Annotated in this window: 18 protein-coding genes; 11 read left to right on the forward strand and 7 right to left on the reverse strand. The window is 74.0% G+C overall.

The genetic code is table 11. From position 1 onward, the window contains the following. Positions 1-7 precede the first annotated feature (7 nt). The gene (locus ABZS58_RS35215; RefSeq protein ID WP_354787588.1) at positions 8-1,015 is read right to left on the reverse strand and encodes a hypothetical protein; all 1,008 of its coding nucleotides are present in this window, start codon (positions 1,013-1,015) and stop codon (positions 8-10) included. 26 nt (positions 1,016-1,041) lie between these two features. Further along, positions 1,042-2,328: a CHAT domain-containing protein gene (locus ABZS58_RS35220; RefSeq protein ID WP_354787589.1), complete on the reverse strand. Its 1,287-nt coding sequence runs from the start codon at positions 2,326-2,328 to the stop codon at positions 1,042-1,044. Between the two features lie 197 nt (positions 2,329-2,525). On the opposite strand from ABZS58_RS35220, the gene ABZS58_RS35225 reads away from it, so the two are divergent. Next, positions 2,526-2,765 (forward strand): hypothetical protein, encoded by a 240-nt coding sequence (locus tag ABZS58_RS35225; RefSeq protein ID WP_354787590.1) that lies wholly within the window; start codon positions 2,526-2,528, stop codon positions 2,763-2,765. A gap of 135 nt (positions 2,766-2,900) precedes the next feature. Next, positions 2,901-3,593, forward strand: a complete 693-nt coding sequence (locus ABZS58_RS35230; protein ID WP_354787591.1) for a hypothetical protein — start codon at positions 2,901-2,903, stop codon at positions 3,591-3,593. A 60-nt stretch (positions 3,594-3,653) separates the two neighbouring features. Here ABZS58_RS35230 and ABZS58_RS35235 read toward each other — a convergent pair whose 3' ends face one another. The 3 genes from ABZS58_RS35235 to ABZS58_RS35245 form a co-directional block, all read right to left on the reverse strand. After that, positions 3,654-4,841: a hypothetical protein gene (locus tag ABZS58_RS35235; RefSeq protein WP_354787592.1), complete on the reverse strand. Its 1,188-nt coding sequence runs from the start codon at positions 4,839-4,841 to the stop codon at positions 3,654-3,656. Between the two features lie 118 nt (positions 4,842-4,959). Beyond that, entirely contained in the window at positions 4,960-5,790 is an 831-nt protein-coding gene (locus ABZS58_RS35240; RefSeq protein ID WP_354787593.1) for an NAD(P)H-binding protein, read from the reverse strand. Positions 5,791-5,836: 46 nt separating this feature from the next. Then, complete coding sequence (locus ABZS58_RS35245; RefSeq protein ID WP_354787594.1) at positions 5,837-8,569, reverse strand: ABC transporter permease; 2,733 nt, start codon at positions 8,567-8,569, stop codon at positions 5,837-5,839. A 162-nt stretch (positions 8,570-8,731) separates the two neighbouring features. Between ABZS58_RS35245 and ABZS58_RS35250 the strand changes: the two genes are divergently transcribed. Genes ABZS58_RS35250 through ABZS58_RS35275 form a run of 6 tightly spaced genes read left to right on the forward strand, consistent with a single transcriptional unit; the run spans position 8,732 to position 16,364 of the window. Continuing rightward, positions 8,732-10,141, forward strand: coding sequence for a serine hydrolase domain-containing protein (locus tag ABZS58_RS35250; protein WP_354787595.1), 1,410 nt, complete (start codon positions 8,732-8,734; stop codon positions 10,139-10,141). A gap of 33 nt (positions 10,142-10,174) precedes the next feature. Beyond that, the gene (locus tag ABZS58_RS35255) at positions 10,175-11,347 is read left to right on the forward strand and encodes a M20 family metallopeptidase (RefSeq protein ID WP_354787596.1); all 1,173 of its coding nucleotides are present in this window, start codon (positions 10,175-10,177) and stop codon (positions 11,345-11,347) included. Continuing rightward, entirely contained in the window at positions 11,344-12,195 is an 852-nt protein-coding gene (locus ABZS58_RS35260) for a GNAT family N-acetyltransferase (RefSeq protein ID WP_354787597.1), read from the forward strand. The genes ABZS58_RS35255 and ABZS58_RS35260 overlap by 4 nt, the downstream gene beginning before the upstream one ends. Continuing rightward, a complete protein-coding gene (gene menC / locus ABZS58_RS35265; protein WP_354787598.1) occupies positions 12,192-13,298 on the forward strand; it encodes an o-succinylbenzoate synthase in 1,107 nt (368 codons plus the stop codon). The genes ABZS58_RS35260 and menC overlap by 4 nt, the downstream gene beginning before the upstream one ends. Before the next feature lie 10 nt (positions 13,299-13,308). Beyond that, positions 13,309-14,913: a helix-turn-helix domain-containing protein gene (locus tag ABZS58_RS35270; RefSeq protein ID WP_354787599.1), complete on the forward strand. Its 1,605-nt coding sequence runs from the start codon at positions 13,309-13,311 to the stop codon at positions 14,911-14,913. Beyond that, positions 14,910-16,364 carry an amidohydrolase family protein gene (locus tag ABZS58_RS35275; RefSeq protein ID WP_354787600.1) on the forward strand — a complete coding sequence of 485 codons (1,455 nt, stop codon included), beginning with the start codon at positions 14,910-14,912 and terminating at the stop codon, positions 16,362-16,364. Before ABZS58_RS35270 ends, ABZS58_RS35275 begins: the two co-directional genes overlap by 4 nt. Positions 16,365-16,395: 31 nt before the next feature. Here ABZS58_RS35275 and ABZS58_RS35280 read toward each other — a convergent pair whose 3' ends face one another. Then, positions 16,396-17,322 carry an NmrA family NAD(P)-binding protein gene (locus ABZS58_RS35280; protein ID WP_354787601.1) on the reverse strand — a complete coding sequence of 309 codons (927 nt, stop codon included), beginning with the start codon at positions 17,320-17,322 and terminating at the stop codon, positions 16,396-16,398. Positions 17,323-17,412: 90 nt separating this feature from the next. Between ABZS58_RS35280 and ABZS58_RS35285 the strand changes: the two genes are divergently transcribed. After that, on the forward strand, positions 17,413-17,979 hold the full coding sequence (locus tag ABZS58_RS35285) for a TetR/AcrR family transcriptional regulator (protein ID WP_354787602.1): 567 nt from the start codon (positions 17,413-17,415) through the stop codon (positions 17,977-17,979). Here the strand turns inward: ABZS58_RS35285 and ABZS58_RS35290 are convergent. Beyond that, positions 17,963-18,550 carry a TetR/AcrR family transcriptional regulator gene (locus tag ABZS58_RS35290; RefSeq protein ID WP_354787603.1) on the reverse strand — a complete coding sequence of 196 codons (588 nt, stop codon included), beginning with the start codon at positions 18,548-18,550 and terminating at the stop codon, positions 17,963-17,965. The genes ABZS58_RS35285 and ABZS58_RS35290 overlap by 17 nt on opposite strands. Positions 18,551-18,648: 98 nt before the next feature. Between ABZS58_RS35290 and ABZS58_RS35295 the strand changes: the two genes are divergently transcribed. Next, positions 18,649-19,578 (forward strand): SDR family oxidoreductase, encoded by a 930-nt coding sequence (locus ABZS58_RS35295; protein ID WP_354787604.1) that lies wholly within the window; start codon positions 18,649-18,651, stop codon positions 19,576-19,578. Between the two features lie 208 nt (positions 19,579-19,786). Then, positions 19,787-20,224 carry a hypothetical protein gene (locus ABZS58_RS35300; protein ID WP_354787605.1) on the forward strand — a complete coding sequence of 146 codons (438 nt, stop codon included), beginning with the start codon at positions 19,787-19,789 and terminating at the stop codon, positions 20,222-20,224. Positions 20,225-20,252: the final 28 nt, after the last annotated feature.

The raw sequence follows: 20,252 nt of genomic DNA on the forward strand, positions 1-20,252 counted from the left end.
CCGCTCCTCAGGTCTGATCCGGGCAGAGCACGGCGAGTTCGTGGTCGGAGCGGATCCCGGGACCGAACATGCCGTGTCCGGCCAGGCAGGCCAGCCAGATGTCCAGGCCGGGGTCGATTCCGGTACTGCGGTTCGCCAGGTCCGCCGCCGCCGACCTGGCCGTCGCCTCATTGCTCAGCAGCAGCACCCGGATCTTCAGCGCGAGTGCCGCCGGGTGGTGCGGGTCCAGGGCGAGGCCACGGTCCAGGTATGCCGACGTCGACTCCAGGTTCTGACGGACGAACGCGATCCGGGCCCGCCAGTACCAGTGCGCCGCCGCCGTGACCGCCGTCCGGGCCAGCGCCGTCTCGGCCCCGCCCGGGTCGCCGTCCGCGAGCAGCTGCCGCACCCGGTCCAGGCCAGGCGGGTCACCGGGCAGGTCGCCGGGCACGGTGACACCGAACCGGGCGAGGATCCGCGCGAGTGGCACGGCATACAGCACGTTCGTCGCCGGACGGGCCTCGCCGCCACGGCCGCGGGCCTGCACCTGCTCACACAGCACCCCGAGAACCGTCTCCGGCCGGGACCGGAGCCGCACGGCACTGCCGGAGTAGCCACCGAAGTCGCCGAGGTGCTGCGCGACCCGCAACTGGAGGGCGGTGACGGCATGCCCGGCGGCGTTGACGATGCGGTGCCCGACCGCGTCGACGGTGCCCGACAGGACGGCGTCGTTGCCGATGGGCTGGGTCGTCACGACCCATTCCACGCCGACCGCGGGCATCCCGGCCCGGACACCCACATCGAAGCCGGCGCCGTTCGTGGCGAGGGCGAGGCGTGCGCTGTCGAGGGCCGCGTCGGTTTCGACGGACCCGGCGCCGAGCCGTTCCCCGCCGGGCAGCTCCACCGTCACCTGATCCGCCGCGAACCCGCGCACCACGTGGTGCGCCGTGATAGCCGTGGTCGGGGTGAGCAGGAACCCGCTGCCCCGGAACCGGCGGGACGGTGCCAGCCCGGTGAGCACCTTCACGTCGGTCACCGGATCGGCCTCAGCGACATCAGGTCCTACCGCACTGTGGCAGCGTCGAGGATCGCCCTGGACAGTGCCCGCGCGGCCTCAGGGGCGCTGCCGGCCAGCGCAGCGGCGGAGACGCGTTCGTCGGGCTCCACGCGGATCGGCTTGTCGGACAGGGACAACATGCCCGCCTGCTGTCGGGGGAGCCGGTCGACGCTGTTGATCGAGAGCATCAGCGTCGACTGCACACCGGCCGCGACAGCCATGTGCTCAGCGTCCAGCAACTCCAGCCGGCCGATCAGACGTAGCAGGTCAGCGATTTGCGTGGGCAGATGATCGCGGTCCAGGACGGCGCTCAGCGAATCGCGGGGCAACGTCGACCAGATCGACACCTGACCGTCGGCAGCGAGGCGGAGGCCCTGCAGTTGCGGCGACCGCGCCTCGTTCCAGCGCTGCTGCGGCGGGTCGAAGGTCACGGTCGCGCCTGCGGTGTCGCGTGTCAGCTGTAGCGCCTCCGTGGCAGGAACGGCAGCGACGGCTCGGATGCGTGCGGGCAGTGAATCGACGAGACCGGCGTGGATCCGTGCCGACAGTGGTGGTGCGCCCAGGGGGACGACGTGGAGCTCGATCGCCGGATCGGTGTATGTGCCGCGGTGCAGGCTCCGGTCGAAATCCGAGCGCCAGGCAATCGTCACGGGCGCGGGCAGCGGCGAGAAGAGGTCTTCGACCTTGGCCGGCTGAACTTCGCCGGTCCACGCTGCGGTCTTGGCCCCGGGTCGGACGATGAGTTCGGGGACGGCGTGGTCGGGCAGGCCATGCAGCATAAGCGCCGTGGTCGCTTGATCGCAGGCTTCCTCGACGGTACGACGGAAGCCGAGGGCCGAGTAGAACGCGGCGGCGAAGACGACGGCGGAGCGGTCGTCGATGGGCGCTGTCATGCCGACGATGTAGTCGATGTGGCGGCTGATCGCCTGTGCCTGGGCAGCGGAGTAGCAGGCGTTGAGCACGACGATCCGGACGTCGTCCTTCATGGTCCTGAACAGTCCGGCGAGCGCCTCCGTGCCGACACGGTGCTCACCGCCGGTGCCGGTCGACAGGACGATCTCGCCGTTCGCGGTGCCGTGGCCGCTGAAGTGCACGATCTGCGGCCGGAACTGGTTGAGGTCCTGGAGGAGGTCGGCGGGGCGGACCGCCCAGCGGGTGATGAGGTCGAACGTGTCGCGGTCCTGGGACAGCTGGAGCTTCTCGTTGATCTCCCGGGCCTCCTCGTCCAGGGCGAGCCGTGAGGTGGCGGCCGGGTTCGCGGCGAGCATCAAGATCCGGATGTGCTCCCCCATCGGCGCTACCGCCCCGGCGGCGGCCGGCCTGCTGCCTCCAGCAGGACGGGGTACGGACCACGGGGCTGCCGGGTCGAGGTCACGGCTGCCGGGGTCTGTCACGAGTTCCTCCACCAAGCTGTATTCGCGGACCACGTGGCAGACCGCTCATAACGTCTTGACGGACAGGATCACCGCAGGGGCCGGCGTCCACGCACGTGGTCGCCCGTTCCGGCGGGCCCGCGGTGCGGCTCGACGCAGACCTGGCGCGGGTGCCGGCCGGGATCACCACGATCGTCGTCGGCGGTTCGCTGCGCTCGGGCACGCTCGACGCGGTGCGCGGGCTGGAGGTCCTCGTGGCCGGCTGGCACGGCCGCATCCTGGCCCGCTATCCGGTCGCCGAGGTGGAGCGGGTGACCGCGCCGGCGTTCGGCGAGCTCTACCAGCACCAGGTCTGAGTGGGTTTCTCGAGGTGGTGCAGCGGTCCTGAACCTGGTTTGGCCTGGGTGGGCCGCATTGTTGCGCAAATGCTCCGCCGGGTCTGGCCGATCGGGCCATTTCATGGACATAGATAAATAGTTGAATCTGTCGCCATGCCTTCATCGCGCCTTACCGTCCGGGGGGCGGCGGTCGCCGTCACCGCCCTGCTGGCGGCCGTTGCGAGCCTTTTCGTCACGTCGCCCGCCTACGCCGGGACGGGCACCCTGGTCCGGCAACCCTCCCCTGCCGGATCCCCGACCTACGGGGTGAAAGTCACCGTCCTATACACCAGCAACGCGCCGACCACGGCGTTCCGCCTCGAGTTCGACCTGCCCGAGGGCTCGAGCGTCATCCCGTTCGGCAGCCTGCCGTTCACTCGGACCGGCAACCACTGGGTCTCGCAGTTCGCCGCGGCGTCGCCGCAGACCGCGGGGGTCAGGTTCGAGACCGGCTTCGCCGTCCTCGGCACCGGGGATCCCACGAACTGCCGCCTCGACGGCAATCCCTGCACGTACACCGTCCTGAGCGACACCGAGGCGCCGACGGTCCCGGGCAACGTGGTCGCGACGAGGGCGACGTGGCCGGGGGTCGGCACCGGCGTGACGCTGCGGTGGTCGGCGTCGACGGACAACTTCGGCGTCACCGGCTACGAGGTCACCGTCAACGGCCAGCCGTACACCACCACGACGCAGCTCTACCAGACCGTCCCGCACTTCGCGAACGCGGCGACGACGTACGCCGTCCGCGCCCGCGACAGCGTCGGCAACGTCTCCGCGTACGCGAGCTTTGTGCTGCCCCCGATGTAGGGACGGGCATGCTCGCCCCGGCGTGGGGGCGAGCATGCCCGCTCAGTGCGCCGGCGGCGGTCAGCCCGGCAGGTTCACCTGCGCCGGGGTCGACCGGTCCGTGGTGGTGCCGTCGCCCAGCTGCGAGTTCCCGTTGTACCCCCAGCACCACAGGCCGCCGTCGGTGCGCACCCCGCAGCTGTGGTAGCCGGCGACGAGCCCGGTCGTCCAGGTCGTGGCGGTGCCGACCCGCGTCGGGGCGGACCGGCTGGTGGTCGTGCCGTCGCCGAGCCCGCCGGCCATGTTGTTGCCCCAGCACCAGAGGCTGCCGTCGGTGCGGCTCGCGCACGACGAGTCGTAGCCGGCGTTGACCGCGCTCCAGGTGTTGACGCTGCCGACCTGCACCGGTGCGCTCTGCAGCGTGCCGCTGGCGCCGAGCTGCCCGTAGCCGTTGTTGCCCCAGCACCACAGGGTCCGGTCGGTGCGGACCGCGCAGGTGTGCAGGAAGCCGGCCGTCGCGCCGCTCCACGTGGTCGCGGTGCCGACCTGCGCCGGCGTCGTCGAGTAGCTCAGCGAGCCCGTGCCGATCTGCCCGCTGGAGCTGTCACCCCAGCACCACAGGGTGCCGTCGGTCCGGGTGCCGCAGGTGTGCGCGTAACCGGCGGTGACGCTCGCCCAGTTGCTCGCCGTGCCGACCCGCACCGGCGCGGTCACGTAGTAGTCGTCGGTGCCCAGACCCAGCTGCCCGAGACGGTTGAAGCCCCAGCACCACAGCGAGCCGTCGGTCCGCACGCCGCAGGTGTGGCTGTCGCCGGCGCTGACACCGGCCCAGGTGGTCGCGGTGCCGACCTGCACGGGGGCGTTCCGGTTGGTGGTGCTGCCGTCGCCGAGCTGCCCCCTGCGGTTGCCACCCCAGCACCACAGCGTGCGATCGGTCCGGGTCGCGCACGCGTAGTTGCTGCCGGCCTCGATGCGGGACCAGTTCGTCGCGGTCCCGACCCTGGCCGGCGTGGTCCGCGTCGTGTTGGTGCCGTCGCCGAGCTCGCCGCTCCAGTTGCTGCCCCAGCACCACAGCGTCGCGTCGGTGCCGACCGCGCACGTGTGCCCGTAACCGGCGCCGACACTGGCGACCGGCGGAGCGGCGGCGGCCGGGCCGGCGGTGACCGTGACCGCGAGGACGGCGCCGACGACGCTCGCCACCGCGGCGACGGCAATACTGAACAGGGGCCGCCGCCGAACGCGCGGCCGGCCGATCTGAGATTCGCCCATGTACCTGTCTCCCAACGACATGATGATGGGCGGACGCTACGATCATCCGCTCACGCAGGGCAACGAAGCCGTCGCCGCACCGCCGTTCGCCTGCACCGGACCGCGAAAGTTACAGTCGTCAATCGTCCTCGGAGTGCTCGAAGGTGAAGCCTTCGGCGCGCAGGCGGGCCGAGGAGACCGGGACGACCGGGGTCGCGATCTCGCCCCGGTAGGTCAGGTCCGGCAGGCCCTCCGCCTCGGCCACGGCGGCGAAGAAGGCGCGGTTCGCCGGCGGGACCGCGGCGTCCGGGACCGCGTTCCAGGCCCCGGCCAGGTCGCGGGTCACGACGAAGTCGAGCGCCGCCGCCGCGTCGCGGTAGTCGATGCGGTACAGCAGCGCGTCGCCCGCGAACGGCACGCTCCCGCCGAGCAGCCGGTGGGCGAGCCGCACCCGGGCCGGGTAGTCGAGGTCGCGGGGATGGCCGTACACGTCGGGGATCCGCAGCACCGCCCCGCGGGCGTGCGCGAGCACCGCCTCCTCGGCGGCGATGAAGTTGCGCGGCGAGGCGTCCGGGTCGGTCGTGAGCGGGCCCGACTCGTCGACCAGCGGGCCGGCGCCCGCGCCGTACACCGATATCGAGCTGGTGAAGACGACCCGCGGGTGCAGGTCGGCGGCGGTCCGGGCCGTCGCCGTCAGTGTGTCGGCGTATTCGGCCACCCGGTCCCGCGCGTCGAACGCCCGGCCGACCCGCGGGCTGACGGTGATCACCACCGCGTCCGCGCCGGCGGCCGCCCGCTCGATCCCGGCCCGGTCGCTGCCGCGCAGGACGGCCACCGACGCGCAGACCGCGGCGATCTCGTCGACCCGGCCGGGCGAGGTCGTCGTGCCGGTCACGTGGTGCCCGGCCGCCGTCCACCGCCTGGCCAGCTCCATACCGACGTTGCCGCAGCCGACCACCAGGTACCTCATCCAGCGTCCTCCTCAGGGAAACAATGTTTCCATGATGGACCCGGATTCAACCTTCGGCGAGCAGCCGGGCGGTCGGCAGGGTGCGCAGTGACCTGACCGGCAGGACCGCGGCCGCCACCGCCAGGAGCGTCCCCGCGAGCGCCGCGGCGGCGGCCACCGCGAACGAGGTGGCGGTGAGGTCGGAGCTGAGCAGGGCGGCGGTGCCGAGCGCCGCGCCGACGCCCGTGGTCGCGCCCAGGACGCCGAGCGCCACCGCCTCGTACGCGGCCAGGCGGACGAGCGGCGATTCCGCCCAGCCCACCGCGCCGAGCAGGGCGAACTCGGCGGCCCGCTCCCGGATGTTGACGTAGAGCACGTCGGCGACCGTGGCGGCGCCGAGCAGGGTGGTGAGGACCGCCGCGATGTAGTCCGTGGTCTGCACCTGCACCGTGACGGCGTCGCCCAGGACCGTGCCGGAGACGCTACCGCGGAAGGTGAGGTTGATGATCACCAGCAGGGTCAGGGACGCCACGCCGATCGCGAGGCTCGCCGCGCCGACGGCGGTGCGGCCGGGCGCGCGCAGGACGTTGCCGAGGGCGAGGCCGGCAACCCGGCGCGGCACCCGGCGGCGCCGCACCACCGCGACCGCAGGGCGCACGGCGGCGGCCGGGTCGGCGTGGGTGGCCCGCCACGCGGGCGGCAGCGCCGCCAGCAGGCTCAGCAGCAGCGCCGCCGGGATCGCCAGCAGTGCGTACCCGGCGCCCAGCGCGACGCCCAGCGCGCGGGACAGCGCGAGGGCCAGGATCGCGCCCAGCAGGCCGGCGACCGCGCCGACCGCGCACGCCTCCCCCGCGACCAGGGCGAACAGCCGCCGGCGGGGCCAGCCGACACAGGCGAGCACGCCCAGTTCGGTGGTCCTGGCGCGGACCGCGGCGCTGGTCGCGTTGCCGACCGCGAGGGCGCAGGCGACCAGGACGAGGATCGACAGGACCAGCGACTTGCGGTCGATCGCGGACACGATCGTCGTGGCGACCCCGAGCTTCAGCCAGGCGTCGCGGACAGTGAGCGCGGGTCGGCCGAACCTCCCGGCGGGCAGGCGCAGCGGCACCGCCGCCGCGGAGGAGCCGATGGTGAGGTCGACCCGCAGGCCGGTGGCGAGGTGGATCTGGTCCGCGACGGCCCGGACCCGTTCCTGGGAGAACGCGTCCATGCCGACGGTGCCGGCGACACGGACCCGGACCATCGAGATCGGGGCGTCGGCGTTGACGCCGTGCGCCGGGTCGAGGTTGTCGTACGGCGCCCGCTGCAACGCCGGCAGCGCCGAGAGCGTGGTGAGCAGGTGCGGCCGCTGGCCGAGCGGGCCGGCGAAGCCGGTGCCGGCCAGCAGCGGCCGGTCGCCGAGGGCGGTGCGGGCCGCGTCGTCGGCGCCGGTCGCCCCGGGCACGGCCCACAGGTCGAAGGGTGGCCGTGACAGAGCGGGACCGGCGTCGACCGCGGCCGGGTCGTACACACCGACGCCGCGCAGGAACGTCCCGCCGGCCCTGGAGTCCGACGGACCGTGCCGGACGACGGTGCGGACCGGGTCGTCGGCCAGGCCCATCGGCAGCGGTTTGCCGGCCGGCCTGTCGTGCGCGACCTGCCCCCACTCGCCGCCGGTGTAGGGCAGCACGCCGGCGGCGCCGCCGGTCAGCGTCATCGGGCTGGTCGTCCACCAGTCGCTCACCGCAGCGCCGCCGGCGAGCGACCGCAGCAGGGCCGGATACACCTCCTGGGCGCTGTAGGCCCGCGCGCCGATCGGGGTCGCCGGCTGGGTGGCGTAGTAGTCGACCGCGTTGTCCAGCCGCATCCCGGCGCCGGTCCTGTCCGCCGCGTCGCCGCCGACGCGCTCGATCTCCAGGCGAAGCTGCTGGTCGAGGTCGAGGCTGCCGGAGGCGAGCACCGGGATGCCCGGCGCGGTGTCGCCAGGCGTGAAGTAGCCGCCCTGGACCACGGCGGCGTCGAGACCGTCGAGCTTCGCCTCCTGCGCCGGGTCGACCGCGGCCAGCAGCAGCGGGATCGGGAACAGCACCTGCAGCTGCGGCCGCGGGGTCTGCTCGATGCTCGACGCGGGGTCGCCGGACCAGCACACCGCCTCGGTGCGGTCCTGCGGCGCGAGCGGGTCGACGCCGTCGAAGTACCCGGTCAGCTGCTCGCACACCGCGGTCACCCCACCGGCGCCGTGCTCGTAGATCGCCGGCGGTCGCGGCAGCTGCGAGCTGTCGTACATCTTGCCCTCGACCATCGGCTCCCCCGGCAGGAACTCCAGGGCGTTCCTGGTGGCGTAGAGATACTTCGGTCCGTCGGCGATGCTCGACAGCCCGCGGTCGCCGGTGAAGACCGGACGCACCCGCAGCACCTGCCGCTGCCCGCCGGCGGCGACGTGGTCGGTGAGGTCGACGGTGATGACCGCCGTCTGCACGACGTAGCCGGCCATCGCCACGGGCGCCGCCACCGCGACCCCGGGCAGGTCGAGGATCCGCCGCCACTGCGCCTCGGTGATGCCGCCGTAGGTCGAGGTGACCCGGTCGGTGCGCACCAGCCCGCCGGCCTGTTCCCCGGCGCCGTCGGCGGCGGGCGGCCGGACCAGGATGTCGTACACGGGCCGGTAGTTGGCCTGGACCGTGCCGTCGACCCGCACCTGCGATCCCCGCGAGGCCGACGCCAGCAGCGCGAAGCTGGCCACCGCCACGGTCACCGCGGCGAGCGTGGCGACCTGGCGGCCCAGCCGGAAGCGCAGCTGCGCGCGGATGATCGAGATCATTCGGACACCCCCGTGTCGACGGTCGCTCCGAACCATCCATCGATCAGACCCTTATGTCAAGACGCGAAATAAGCGATGGACTGTCCGCCGGCACGAACCGGCGCCCCCGGAGTTGTCGTCGAGGACGAACACCGGCCGGAAGGGTGAACCTAGGGTTGCCGCATGTCGGAACTGGATGACATCCATCACTGGCTGCGCGAGCGGTTGCCCGCGTTGCTCCGCGAGTACAAGGTGCCCGCCGCTGCGGTGGCGGTCTCGGTCGGCGGTGACGTCATCGACGTCGCGGCCGGCGTTCTGAGCCTGGCGACCGGGGTGGAGGCCACCGCCGACTCGGTGTTCCAGGTCGGCTCCGTCACCAAGGTGTGGACGGCCACGCTGGTGATGCAGCTGGCCGACGAGGGCCGGGTCGACCTCGACGCGCCCGTCCGGCAGTACGTGCCGCAGTTCGCCGTCGCCGACGAAGGGGCGGCCGCCGCGATCACCGTGCGGCAGCTGCTCAGCCACACGGCCGGCTTCGAAGGCGACATCTTCACCGACACCGGCAAGGGCGACGACTGCGTCGAGAAGTACGTCGCGACGCTCGGCGGCACGCCCCAGCTGTTCCCGCCCGGCAGCATGTTCTCCTACAACAACGCCGGGTACTGCGTGCTCGGCCGGCTCATCGAGGTGCTGCGCGGCAAGCCGTTCGACGCCTGCGTCCGCGAGCACCTGTTCGGGCCGCTCGGGCTGACCCACGCCGCCAACGGCGCCGACGAGGCGATCCTCTTCCGGGCCGCGGTCGGGCACATCCAGCCCGGGCCGGACGCCGATCCGGTGCCGGCGCCGATCTGGGCCCTGGCGCGGTCCAACGCCCCGGCCGGGTCGATGCTCACGATGCGGGCCCGCGACCTGGTCGCCTTCGCGCGGATGCACCTCGACGGCGGCAAGGCGGCCGACGGCACCCAGGTGCTCAGCGCGGACAGCACGGCGGCGATGCGGCGGCCCCAGGTGACGCTGCCCGAGCTCGGCCTGATGGGCGACGAGTGGGGGCTCGGCTGGGAGGTGTTCGACTGGCCCGGCGGCCCGGTGATCGGGCACGACGGCAACACGATCGGCCAGGCGGCGATGCTGCGCCTGGTGCCCGGGCGCGACGTCGCGGTCGCGCTGCTCAGCAACGGCGGCAACCCGTTCGCGCTGTACAGCGAGATCTTCACGAAGGTGCTGCGGGACCTGGCCGGCGTCGAGATGCCGCCGCTGCCGGCGCCGCCGGAGGTGCCGGAGACCGTCGACGTCGAGCGCTACCTCGGCACGTACGCGTGCGACGTGGCGGAGCTCGTCGTGGAGCGCGACGGCGACGGGCGGCTCTGGGTCGAGCAGCGGCCCAAGGGGCTCATGGCGCAGCTCGGCGGCCAGGTCGAGCGGATCGAGCTCGTCCACCTCTCCGACGACCGGTTCGTCCCGCTCAAGGCCACGCTCGGCGTCCACATCCCCTATGTCTTCATCGGTGACGACGGGACCGGTCACTCCCTGTACGTCCACAGCGGCCGAGCGATCCGTCGCGTCGCCACGGACCAGGAGCCGAGGCATCCATGAGACCTGTCCGGGTCTCGCGCTCCTCCTCGGCGCTTGCGGCACCAGCTGATGGACGGTGACGCCCTGGTGCGGGACATGCGTGCGGCGCTGCCCGCGCTGCTCGCCGAGATCGGGACCCTGGTGCGGACCGAGTCGCCGTCCGCGGACCTCGCCGCCGTCGCCCGCTGCGCCGGCGTGGTCGCGGACCTCGGCACGCGGCGGCTCGGCGTCGCCCCGGACCGCATCGTCCTGGACGGCCACACCCACCTGCGCTGGCGGCTCGGCCAGGAGACCGGGCGGGGTCCCGACCGGGTCCTCCTGCTCGGCCACCACGACACGGTGTGGCCGGTCGGCACCCTGGCCACGCACCCGTGGACCACGACCGGCGGCCGGCTGCGCGGCCCCGGCTGCTTCGACATGAAGGCCGGGGTGGTGATGGCGCTGCACGCGGCCGCCGCCGCGGCGCGGCGGGGCGCCGCCGTCACCGTGCTCATCACCGGCGACGAGGAGATCGGCTCGCCGAGCTCCCGGGCGCTCATCGAGCAGGAGGCCGCCGGCGCCCGCGCCGCCCTGGTCCTGGAGGCTTCCGCGGACGGCGGCGCGCTCAAGACGGCCCGCAAGGGCGCCGGGTTCTACCGGGTGCGGATCACCGGCCGGGCCGCCCACGCCGGTCTCGAGCCGGAGCGCGGCGTCAACGCCGCCGTGGAACTGGCCCACCAGCTCCTCGCCGTGCACGGCCTCGGCGACCCGGACCTCGGCACCACCGTCACCCCGACGGCCGTGACAGCCGGGACCACTACCAACACCGTGCCGGGGGCCGCCGGGTTCGCCGTCGACGTCCGCGTCCGCGACGAGGCCGAGCAGCACCGGGTCGCCGCCGCCCTCGCCGGGCTGCGGCCCGTCCTCGACGGCGCCCGCCTGGTCGTCGAGGGCGGCGGCAACCGCCCGCCGCTGACCGCCGCCGCGTCCGCCGGGCTGTTCCGGCGGGCCACCGCGCTCGCCGACCGGCTCGGCCTGCCGCCGCTGAGCGGGGCGGCCGTGGGCGGGGCGTCCGACGGCAACTTCACCGCCGGCGTGGGCACCCCGACCCTCGACGGGCTCGGCGCGGTCGGCGGCGGCGCCCACGCCGACGACGAGCACGTCCTGATCGACGCGCTGCCGGGCAGGACCGCCCTCGTCACGGCCCTCATCTGCGACGTGCTGGACGACACCGGAGGTGGACGGTGAGCACGCAGACCATCACCGACGCGGCCGCCGCGCAGGCCCGCACCGCCGCGGACGCGGCCGGGGTGACCGTCCGCGAGATCGACGGCGGCTTCCAGGCGGTGCACCGGCTGTTCGACCGGATCTGGCGGCCCGACCCGGCCAACCAGCCGGTCACCGCCGTGCTGCTGCGGGCCTTCAGCAAAGCGGACAACTACGTCACCGGCGCCTACGACGGCGACGAGCTCGTCGGCGCGTGCGTCGCGTTCTTCGGCCCGCCCGCGCAGGCCACCATGCACAGCCACATCACCGGCGTCACCCACGGCGGTGGGCGCCGCGCGGTCGGCTTCGCGCTCAAGACGCACCAGCGCGGCTGGGCCCTGCACCACGGGCTGCGGACCGTCGCGTGGACCTACGACCCGCTCGTCAGCCGCAACGCGTACTTCAACCTCGCGAAGCTGGCCGCGACCCCGGCCGAGTACCTGACCAACTTCTACGGCGGCATGAACGACGGGCTCAACGGCGCCGACGACAGCGACCGGCTGCTGGTCAGCTGGGATCTCACCGCACCCGCGGTCAACGCCGCGTGCGCCGGCCGCCCGGCACTGTGCGACCCTGAGGGCGCCGTCATCGGGCTGGGCCGCACCGCGGACGGCCGTCCTCAGCCCGGCGACCTGGACGGGAGCACCGTCCTGGTGGCCGTGCCCCAGGACGTCGAGACGCTGCGGCGGACCGACCCAGCCGCCGCGCACGCCTGGCGGATCGCGGTCCGCGCGGCGCTCGGCACGCTCATGGCCAGAGGACTGCGGGTGGCCGGCTTCGACCGGGCCGGCTGGTATGTGCTCACCGACGCGAAAGACGGGAACCCATGAAACTCACCGGAGTCGAGCTGCGCCGCGTCCGGATGCCGCTCGTCGCGCCGTTCCGCACCTCGTTCGGCACCAGCACCTCCCGCGACCTGCTGCTGCTGCGCGCCGCGACGCCCGAGGCGGACGGCTGGGGCGAGTGCGTGGCGATGGCCGACCCGCTGTACTCCTCGGAGTACGTGGAGGCCGCCACCGACGTCCTCACCCGGTTCCTCATCCCGGCGCTCGGCGCGGTGGAGCACCTCGACGGCACCGCGGTCGGGCCCGCGCTCGCCTCGTACAAGGGCCACCGGATGGCGAAGGCGGCCCTGGAGATGGCGGTCCTGGACGCGGAGCTGCGCGCCGCGGGACGCCCCCTGGCGCGGGAGCTCGGCGCGGTCCGCGACCGGGTGCCGTGCGGGGTCTCCGTCGGCATCATGAACTCGATCGGCGAGCTGCTCGACGCGGTCGCCGGATACGTCGAGGCCGGATACATGCGGATCAAGCTGAAGATCGAGCCCGGCTGGGACGTCGAGCCGGTCCGCGCGGTCCGGGAACGGTTCGGCGACGCGCTGCTGCTGCAGGTCGACGCCAACACCGCCTACACGCTCGCCGACGCCCGGCACCTGGCCCGGCTCGACCCGTTCGGCCTGCTGCTGATCGAGCAGCCCCTCGACGAGGAGGACCTGCTCGGGCACGCCGCCCTGGCCAAGCTCATCCGCACCCCCGTGTGCCTCGACGAGTCGATCACCTCCGCCCGCACCGCCGCCGCGGCCATCACCCTGGGCGCCTGCGAGATCGTCAACGTGAAACCGGGCCGGGTCGGCGGCTATCTGGAGGCCCGCCGCATCCACGACGTCTGTGCGGCGCATGGTGTACCGGTGTGGTGCGGCGGGATGCTGGAGACCGGCATCGGGCGGGCCGCGAACGTGGCGCTCGCCGCGCTGCCCGGCTTCGTCCTGCCGGGCGACACGTCCGCCTCGGACCGCTACTACAGCACCGACGTCACCGCGCCGTTCGTGCTGCACGACGGCCATCTGGCCGTGCCCACCGGGCCGGGGCTCGGGGTCGAGCCGCTGCCCGACGTCCTCGCGCAGATAACGACCGAAACCACCTGGGTCCGGATCTAGGATTCCTGTCGTGCGACCACAGGCCAGCCTCGGGCGTGTCCTCGACGACCTGGGCGCCACCCTCCTCGAGCTGGTCCACGGCGACCCCGGTCACGACCCGCGGCACTCCGCCGCGATCGGTGGGGTGGTCATCCACGACCCCCTCGACGAGCCGGTCCTCCCCCAGCACGCGCTGGTCCTCGGTGTCGGGGTCGGCGACGCCGAGCAGACCGTCCGGCTGCTGCGCGCGCTCGGCCGGCAGGAGGCCGTCGGGCTCGTCGTGCGGGCGCCGGTGCCGGCCGGGCCCGACCTGGCGGCCGCCGCGGCGGAGTCCGGGGTGGCGCTGCTCGGGCTGACCCGCGGCGCGTCGTGGGCGCAGCTCGCCGCGCTGCTGCGGTCGCTGCTCGCCGAGGACGACGTCGGCGACGCCGGGCCGCAGACCCTCGGCGGCGTCCAGGCCGGTGACCTCTTCGCCCTCGCGAACGCGATCGCGGCGCTGCTCGACGCTCCGGTCACCATCGAGGACCGCAGCTCGCGGGTCCTGGCCTACTCCGGCCGGCAGGACGAGGCCGACCGGTCCCGCATCGAGACCATCCTCGGCCGGCAGGTGCCCGAGCGGTACGCCCGGCAGCTCACCGACCGGGGGATCTTCCGCGACCTGTACCGCAGCGACCAACCGGTCTACGTCGAGCCCGCCGGCGACGACTTCGCGATCCCGAGGGTCGCGGTCGCCGTCCGGGCCGGCGACGAGATCCTCGGCTCGATCTGGGCCGCCGTCCGCCGGCCACCCGACCTCGACCGTATGCAGGCGCTGCGGGACGCCGCCCGGGTCGTCGCGCTGCACATACTGCGCATCCGGGCCGGCGCCGACGTCGAGCGGCGGCTGCGCACCGACCTGCTCAGCACCGCCCTGGAGGGCGGGCCGGGCGCCCTCGACGCGCTGACCCGCCTCGGGCTCGCCGACCGGCCGGTGGCCGTGATCGGGTTGGCCCTGCTCGGCTCGTCCTCCTCAGGTGCCGACGCCGGCCTGGCCACCGAGCGGCAGCGGCTCGCCGACGCCCTCGCCATGCACGTCGGCGCGGTGCACCCCCGGTCCGCGGCGGCGCTCGTCGGCGACGTCGTGTACGCGCTCGTCCCGGTCAACCAGGAGCGCGCCTGCCGCATCGCGACCGACTTCCTCGACCGGGTCGGTGAGCGCACCCCCGCCGTCGCCGGCATCGGCCCGGTCGCGCAGGACGTCGCCGGGCTCGCCGCCGCACGGACCGAGGCGGACCGGGTCCTGCGGGTCCTGCGCACCGGCGCCGGCCGCCGGGTCGCCCGGCTCGCCGACGTGCACGTGGACGCGCTCCTGCTCGACCTCGCCGACGTGGTGACCGCCCGCGGCGACCAGCCCAGCGGCGCGGTCGCGAACCTGCTCGCCTACGACGCCCGCCACCACACCAACCTCGCCGACACGCTGCGGGCCTGGCTCGACGCGTTCGGCGACGCGGTCGCCGCCGCCGCGGCGATGTACGTGCATCCCAACACCTTCCGGTACCGGCTGCGCCGCGTCGCCGAGGTCGGCCCGATCGACCTGCGGGACCCCGACGCCCGCTTCGCCGCGATGCTGGAACTCCGCCTGATCGGACGCCCATGACCTCGTATCTGCTCCGCGGCGGCCGCGTCGTCGACCCCGGCACCGGGACCGACACCGTCCGGGACCTGTTCGTCCGCGACGGCTCGATCGCCGCAAGCGCGGACGAGGACGCCGTCGTCCTGGACGTGTCCGGGCTGATCGTCGGCCCCGGCTTCGTCGACGTCCACAGCCACGTCAACACCATCGCCGGCCAGCGCCTGCATGCCTTCGACGGCGTGAGCACGGCCCTCGACCTCGAGGTCGGTCTCATGCCCGTCGCGGCGGCGCTCGCGAAGGCCGCCGCCGAGGGCCGGCCGCTCAACTACGGGTACTCCGCGTCGTGGACGGCCGCCCGCGGCCTCGTCCTCGCCGGCGTCGAGCCGGTCCCCGACCTGGGCGCCGTCATGGCCCTGCTGGGCAACGACCTGTGGCAGCGGTCGTCCACGGCCGCCCAGCGCGACCGATGGCTGCACCTGCTCTCCGAGGAGCTCGCCGACGGGGCCCTCGGCATCGGCGTGCCGATCGGCTACGCCCCGCAGGCGGAGCCCAGCGAGTTCCTGTCCGTCGCCCGTCTCGCGGGGGCCGCCGATGTACCGCTGTTCGCGCACGTCAGGAACCTCGTCGAGGCCGACCCGTCGGTGGTCGTCGACGGCGCGTCCGAACTGACGACGGCCGCCGCCGAGACCGGCGCCGCCATGCACTACTGCCACGTCAACAGCACCTCCGGCCAGCACCTGGACCGCGCGCTCGCCACCATCCAGGCGGCGGTCTCGGCGGGTTCCCGGGTCACCTACGAGGCCTATCCGTACGGCACCGGGAGCACCGCGGTCGGCGCCGCCTTCCTCGCCCCCGAACGCCTGCACGTCTGGGGCCTCACGCCGTCCAGCATCGTGCTGCTGCGGACCGGCGAACGTCTCGCCGACGCCGCCCGGCTCCGCGAGGTCCGGGCCACCACCCCCGGCGCGCTGTGCCTCATCGAGATCCTCGACGAGACGAACCCCGCGGAGCGTGCCCTGCTCGAGGCCACCTTCGCCCACCCGGGCACCATCGTCGCCAGCGACGCCCTGCCGGTGACCTTCGACGACGGCACCACCGACACCCGCCGGTGGCCGCTGCCGGACGGCGGCGCCACCCACCCGCGCACCGCCGGCACGTTCGCCAAGACGCTGCGCCGTTTCGTGCGGGAGACGGGGATCTGGGACTGGCCCGAGGCCTTCCGGCGCTGCTCGTTCCTGCCCGCGCGGCTGCTCGACACGCACGCCCCCGCCGCCCGCCGCAAGGGCCATCTCGGCATCGGCGCCGACGCGGACATCGTCGTCCTCGACTCGGCCGTCGTCACCGACCAGGCGACGGTCCTGGCCCCGACCACCCCGTCCCTGGGTGTCCGCCACCTGCTCGTCAACGGCGCTCCCGTCATCCGCGACGGCGAGCTGCTCGTCGACGCCTACCCGGGCCGCCCCCTGCGTCCGTGACCGCTGATGTGGACGGCGCTCGTCGACGGGATCAGGTGGCGGCGCGCAGGTGCGTCCGGGCCCACTCGTCGAAGGTCGTGAGCGGGATGCCGAGCGCCCGTGCGTATTCGGGGCGGGCGGGCTGGCCGGTCACGTTGATGCGCTCGTGTGAGACACCCGCCCAGGGCGGCATCCCGGCGGCGATCGCCTGCGCTTCGGTCATGTCGGGCGCGGTGAGGTGGGTGCCCAGCGCGCGGGAGAGGACGTCGGCAACCTCGGTCATGCTCAGGTCGTCGCTGGCGAGCTCCAGCTCGACCTTGTCGAAGCGGCCGGGTGCGGCGACGGCCGCGGCGGCCGCCGTGCCGATGTCGTCGACCGCGACCAGCGACAGCCTGGTCCACGGCCGCAGGACGGTCACCAGGCCGCCCTCGACGCCGCGGGGAAACAGGTAGGCCGCCGAGGGCAGGAAGTTCTCCATGAACCAGCCCGGCTTGATGATCGTCCAGTGGGTGAAACCCGCCTCCCGCACCCGGTCCTGGATGGCGGACTTCGTGGTGTAGTACGGCTCCAGCGCCGCCCAGCGTCCTTCCGCCCAGCCGTCGGTGCCGGTGTGCTGCCCCGCGCCGGAGACGGAGGTGTGCACGAACTGCGGTACATCCGCGGCCGCCGCGGCCTCGATCAGGTTGACGGCCTGGGTGAGCTCGCCGTCGAAGTCGATGCCGCCGTCCGTCATGGCGGGCATCTGGACCGAGAAGACGGCGCGGGCTCCCGTCGCGGCGCTGCGCAGCGAGTCCGGGTCGCGCAGGTCGCCCGTCACGAGTTCGGCGCCGAGCGCCGCGACGGCCCTGGCCCGGTCGGTCACCGGGTCCCGCACCAGCGCGCGGACGGCGACACCGGCCGCGAGCAGGGCACGGGCGGTGGCGCCGCCCTGCTGACCGGTGGCGCCGGTGACCAGGACGGGTGCGGGATCGCTGGGCATGGAGCTCCTCCTTCACGAAACGGCGGGGTCCGCCGTTTCTCGTTCGCTACGATACGGAGGACCCCGCCACTTAGCAAACCCTGGACTGTGATGCCCGTGCAGCGTGCGGACGCCCGGCGCAACTACGCGCGCCTGCTGGCGGTGGCCGTGGAGGAGGTCGCCGCCCACGGCGCCGACGCCTCCCTGGAGCAGATCGCCCGCATCGCCGACGTCGGCTCGGCCACCGTCCGCCGGCACTTCCCGACGCGTCACGCACTGCTGGAGGCGGTGTTCCGGGAGCGGGTCGGCGGCCTGTGCGACCACGCCCGCGACCTGACCGGCCGGCCCGACAGCCGGGCCGCCCTGCTGGAGTGGCTGGGCGCTGTCACCGCGTCCGCGGCGACCATCCGGGGGCTGGCGACCGCGCTGACCCGCGACCTGACGGCCGACCCCGGCGCCGTCCACGAGCACTGCGCCACCGCGCAGCTCACCGAGGCCGGAGACCCGCTGGTCCGCCGCGCCGCCGCCGACGGCGCACTCGCCCCGGGCGTCACCGTCACCGACGTGCTGACCCTGATCACCGGGATCGCCCTCGCCACGGAGCACCACCCGCACCCCGCCGCCGAGGCGACCCGGCTGCTCGGCCTGACCCTCGCGGGGATCAGCCCCGGCCCGTGAGCCCTCGGCCGGCCTCGAGCGTCGCCAGGAAGCTCTCGGCCGCGTCCTGGACGCGGTCCCGGTCGCCGGTCGCCAGCAGGTCGAGCAGCAGCCCACGGATCGTCGCGATCACCAGGGTGGCGGTGCGCGTCGCCGTCGCCGGGTCGGCGTCCGGCCCCTGCGCCTCGACCAGGGACCTCATCCAGTCGGTCACGACCCGGTCGAGGAACTCCGCGAACTGCTGCGGCGCCTGCAGGGCGCGGCCGTAGACCGCGAAGAAGAGCCGGAACTCCGCCCACTGCCGCGGGTCGGACGTGCGCGTCCAGACCGCACGCGCCGCCGCCGCCAGGTCGGGCTGATCGCCGACCGCCTCGCTCGTCGCCGCGAAGGCACGCTCCCGCAACCTGCCGAGGATGACCTCGAGCATCTGCTCCTTGGTGCCGAAGTGATGCACCAGTGTCGTGGTCGACACCCCGAGCGCGCCGGCCACCGGCCGCCACGACAGGTCGGCGAACCCGTGCTCGATCGCATACTCGACCGCCGCGTCGAGCAGGTCGGCGCGCCGCTGGTGATTGACCGGCCGCCCCGCCATCGCCACCTCACTTGCAGTTCCTGCTCACTTGCAGTTCCTAGAACGATCGTACTATCTTATTTTCTTGTACGATCGTTCTAGAAATTCGGGAGGTCCCTGTGCGTGTGTTCGTCACCGGAGCGTCCGGCTGGGTCGGCCGCGGGCTCGTCCCCGACCTGATCGCCGCCGGCCACGAGGTCACCGGCCTGGCCCGCTCCGACGCGGCCGCCGAATCGCTGCGGGCGATGGGTGCCGGGGTCCGCCGGGGGTCGCTCGACGACCTCGACGCCCTGCGCACCGCGTCGGCGGCCGCCGAGGGCGTCGTCCACCTCGCGTTCAAGCACGACCTGTTCTTCACCGGCGACTTCGCGGCCGCCACCGACGCCGACCGCGCCGCGATCGACACCTTCGCCGAGGCCCTCGCCGGCACCGGCAAACCGCTCGTCATGGCCTCCGGCATGCTCGGCGTCCTCGGCCTTCCGCCAGGCGCCGTCGCCACCGAACGCGACGGTCTCGCCCCGTCCGCCGACGCCGGCCCGATCAGCGGCGCCGGCGGACGGATGGCCAACGCCCGCCACGTCCTCGCGCTCGCCGGCCAAGGGGTCCGCTCCTCGGTCGTGCGGCTCCCACCCGCCACGCACGGCGAAGGCGACAACGGCTTCACCGCCACCGCGATCGCCTTCGCGCGCCGGGCGAAGGTCGCGGTGTATGTCGGCGACGGCGGCAACCGGTGGCCGGCGGTCCACCGCGACGACGCCGCGCGGCTGTTCCGCCTCGCCCTCGAGTCCGCGCCGGCCGGCTCCGTGCTGCACGCGGTCGGCGACGAGGGCGTGCCGATCCGCGCCGTCGCCGAGACCTTCGCCGCGCACCTGGGCATCCCCGCGGTCTCCGTCACCGCGGATCGGGCCGGCGACTCCGTGGGCTGGCTCGGCGGGCTCTGGGGCGTCGACGGACCCGCCTCGGCCCGGCTCACGCACGACCTGCTCGGCTGGCGGCCCACCCGGCCCGGCCTGCTCGCCGACCTGGAGCAGGGCCACTACTTCGCCTGAGCGATCAGTCCGGCGGCGGTGGTGAATCCGGATGTGGGGGTCGGGGTCGCCGGCGAGGGTCGTGACGGTGGCGGCGATCCTGGCCGGGTCGATCGCGAGTTCGGTGACGACCGGATGACGCCCGGACCATGGTCCGGGGCCGACCGGGGCCCCTGTCCGTCAGTTCCTCCCGTGAACGGGGCGAATCTGGTGGAGAGGGGTACGCGAGGTGGGAATCCTGGACCATGCGCGGACATGGCAGATCGAGACGACGGCCACGCCGGACGAGTGCGTGCGGGTGTTCGCGGACTGCCTGAGCGGCCGTGGCGGCGCGCTCATGGGCAGCGCCTGGCGGGTCAGCACGACGAGCGGTGAGGCCAAGGCGACGGCCGTCGCCACCTATGAGGGCCGGACCGGTGTGGTCGGTGCGCTCACCTCGATGTCGCAGCGGGCGCAGTACGAGCAGGGCGCGGCCCTCGGCTCGCGGCTGACCCTCTCCGCCCACCGGGGTCGCGGTGGACGGACGACCTGCACGATGGCGATGACCGAGACGTCGAAGGTGCTGCTGGTCTTCACGGCCGACGCGCGCTTCTTCCGCAGCGCGATGCATCGGGTGCTCCGCCGGCTTCGCGCGCACGACCCGAGCCTGGCGCTGCTCAAGCAATGATGCCGCGGCCCAACCTCCGGGTGAACCA

It is taken from the genome of Dactylosporangium sp. NPDC005555 (assembly GCF_040605635.1).
In the GTDB taxonomy this organism is placed as follows: Bacteria; Actinomycetota; Actinomycetes; order Mycobacteriales; family Micromonosporaceae; genus Dactylosporangium.

Excerpts from the sequence above, each read along its gene's own strand:
- ABZS58_RS35220 (WP_354787589.1), bottom strand. The coding sequence starts at position 2,328 with ATGGGGGAGCACATCCGGATCTTGATGCTCGCCGCGAACCCGGCCGCC.
- ABZS58_RS35230 (WP_354787591.1), top strand. The coding sequence starts at position 2,901 with ATGCCTTCATCGCGCCTTACCGTCCGGGGGGCGGCGGTCGCCGTCACC.
- ABZS58_RS35235 (WP_354787592.1), bottom strand. The coding sequence starts at position 4,841 with ATGGGCGAATCTCAGATCGGCCGGCCGCGCGTTCGGCGGCGGCCCCTG.
- ABZS58_RS35240 (WP_354787593.1), bottom strand. The coding sequence starts at position 5,790 with ATGAGGTACCTGGTGGTCGGCTGCGGCAACGTCGGTATGGAGCTGGCC.
- ABZS58_RS35245 (WP_354787594.1), bottom strand. The coding sequence starts at position 8,569 with ATGATCTCGATCATCCGCGCGCAGCTGCGCTTCCGGCTGGGCCGCCAG.
- ABZS58_RS35250 (WP_354787595.1), top strand. The coding sequence starts at position 8,732 with ATGTCGGAACTGGATGACATCCATCACTGGCTGCGCGAGCGGTTGCCC.
- menC (WP_354787598.1), top strand. The coding sequence starts at position 12,192 with ATGAAACTCACCGGAGTCGAGCTGCGCCGCGTCCGGATGCCGCTCGTC.
- ABZS58_RS35275 (WP_354787600.1), top strand. The coding sequence starts at position 14,910 with ATGACCTCGTATCTGCTCCGCGGCGGCCGCGTCGTCGACCCCGGCACC.
- ABZS58_RS35280 (WP_354787601.1), bottom strand. The coding sequence starts at position 17,322 with ATGCCCAGCGATCCCGCACCCGTCCTGGTCACCGGCGCCACCGGTCAG.
- ABZS58_RS35285 (WP_354787602.1), top strand. The coding sequence starts at position 17,413 with ATGCCCGTGCAGCGTGCGGACGCCCGGCGCAACTACGCGCGCCTGCTG.
- ABZS58_RS35290 (WP_354787603.1), bottom strand. The coding sequence starts at position 18,550 with ATGGCGGGGCGGCCGGTCAATCACCAGCGGCGCGCCGACCTGCTCGAC.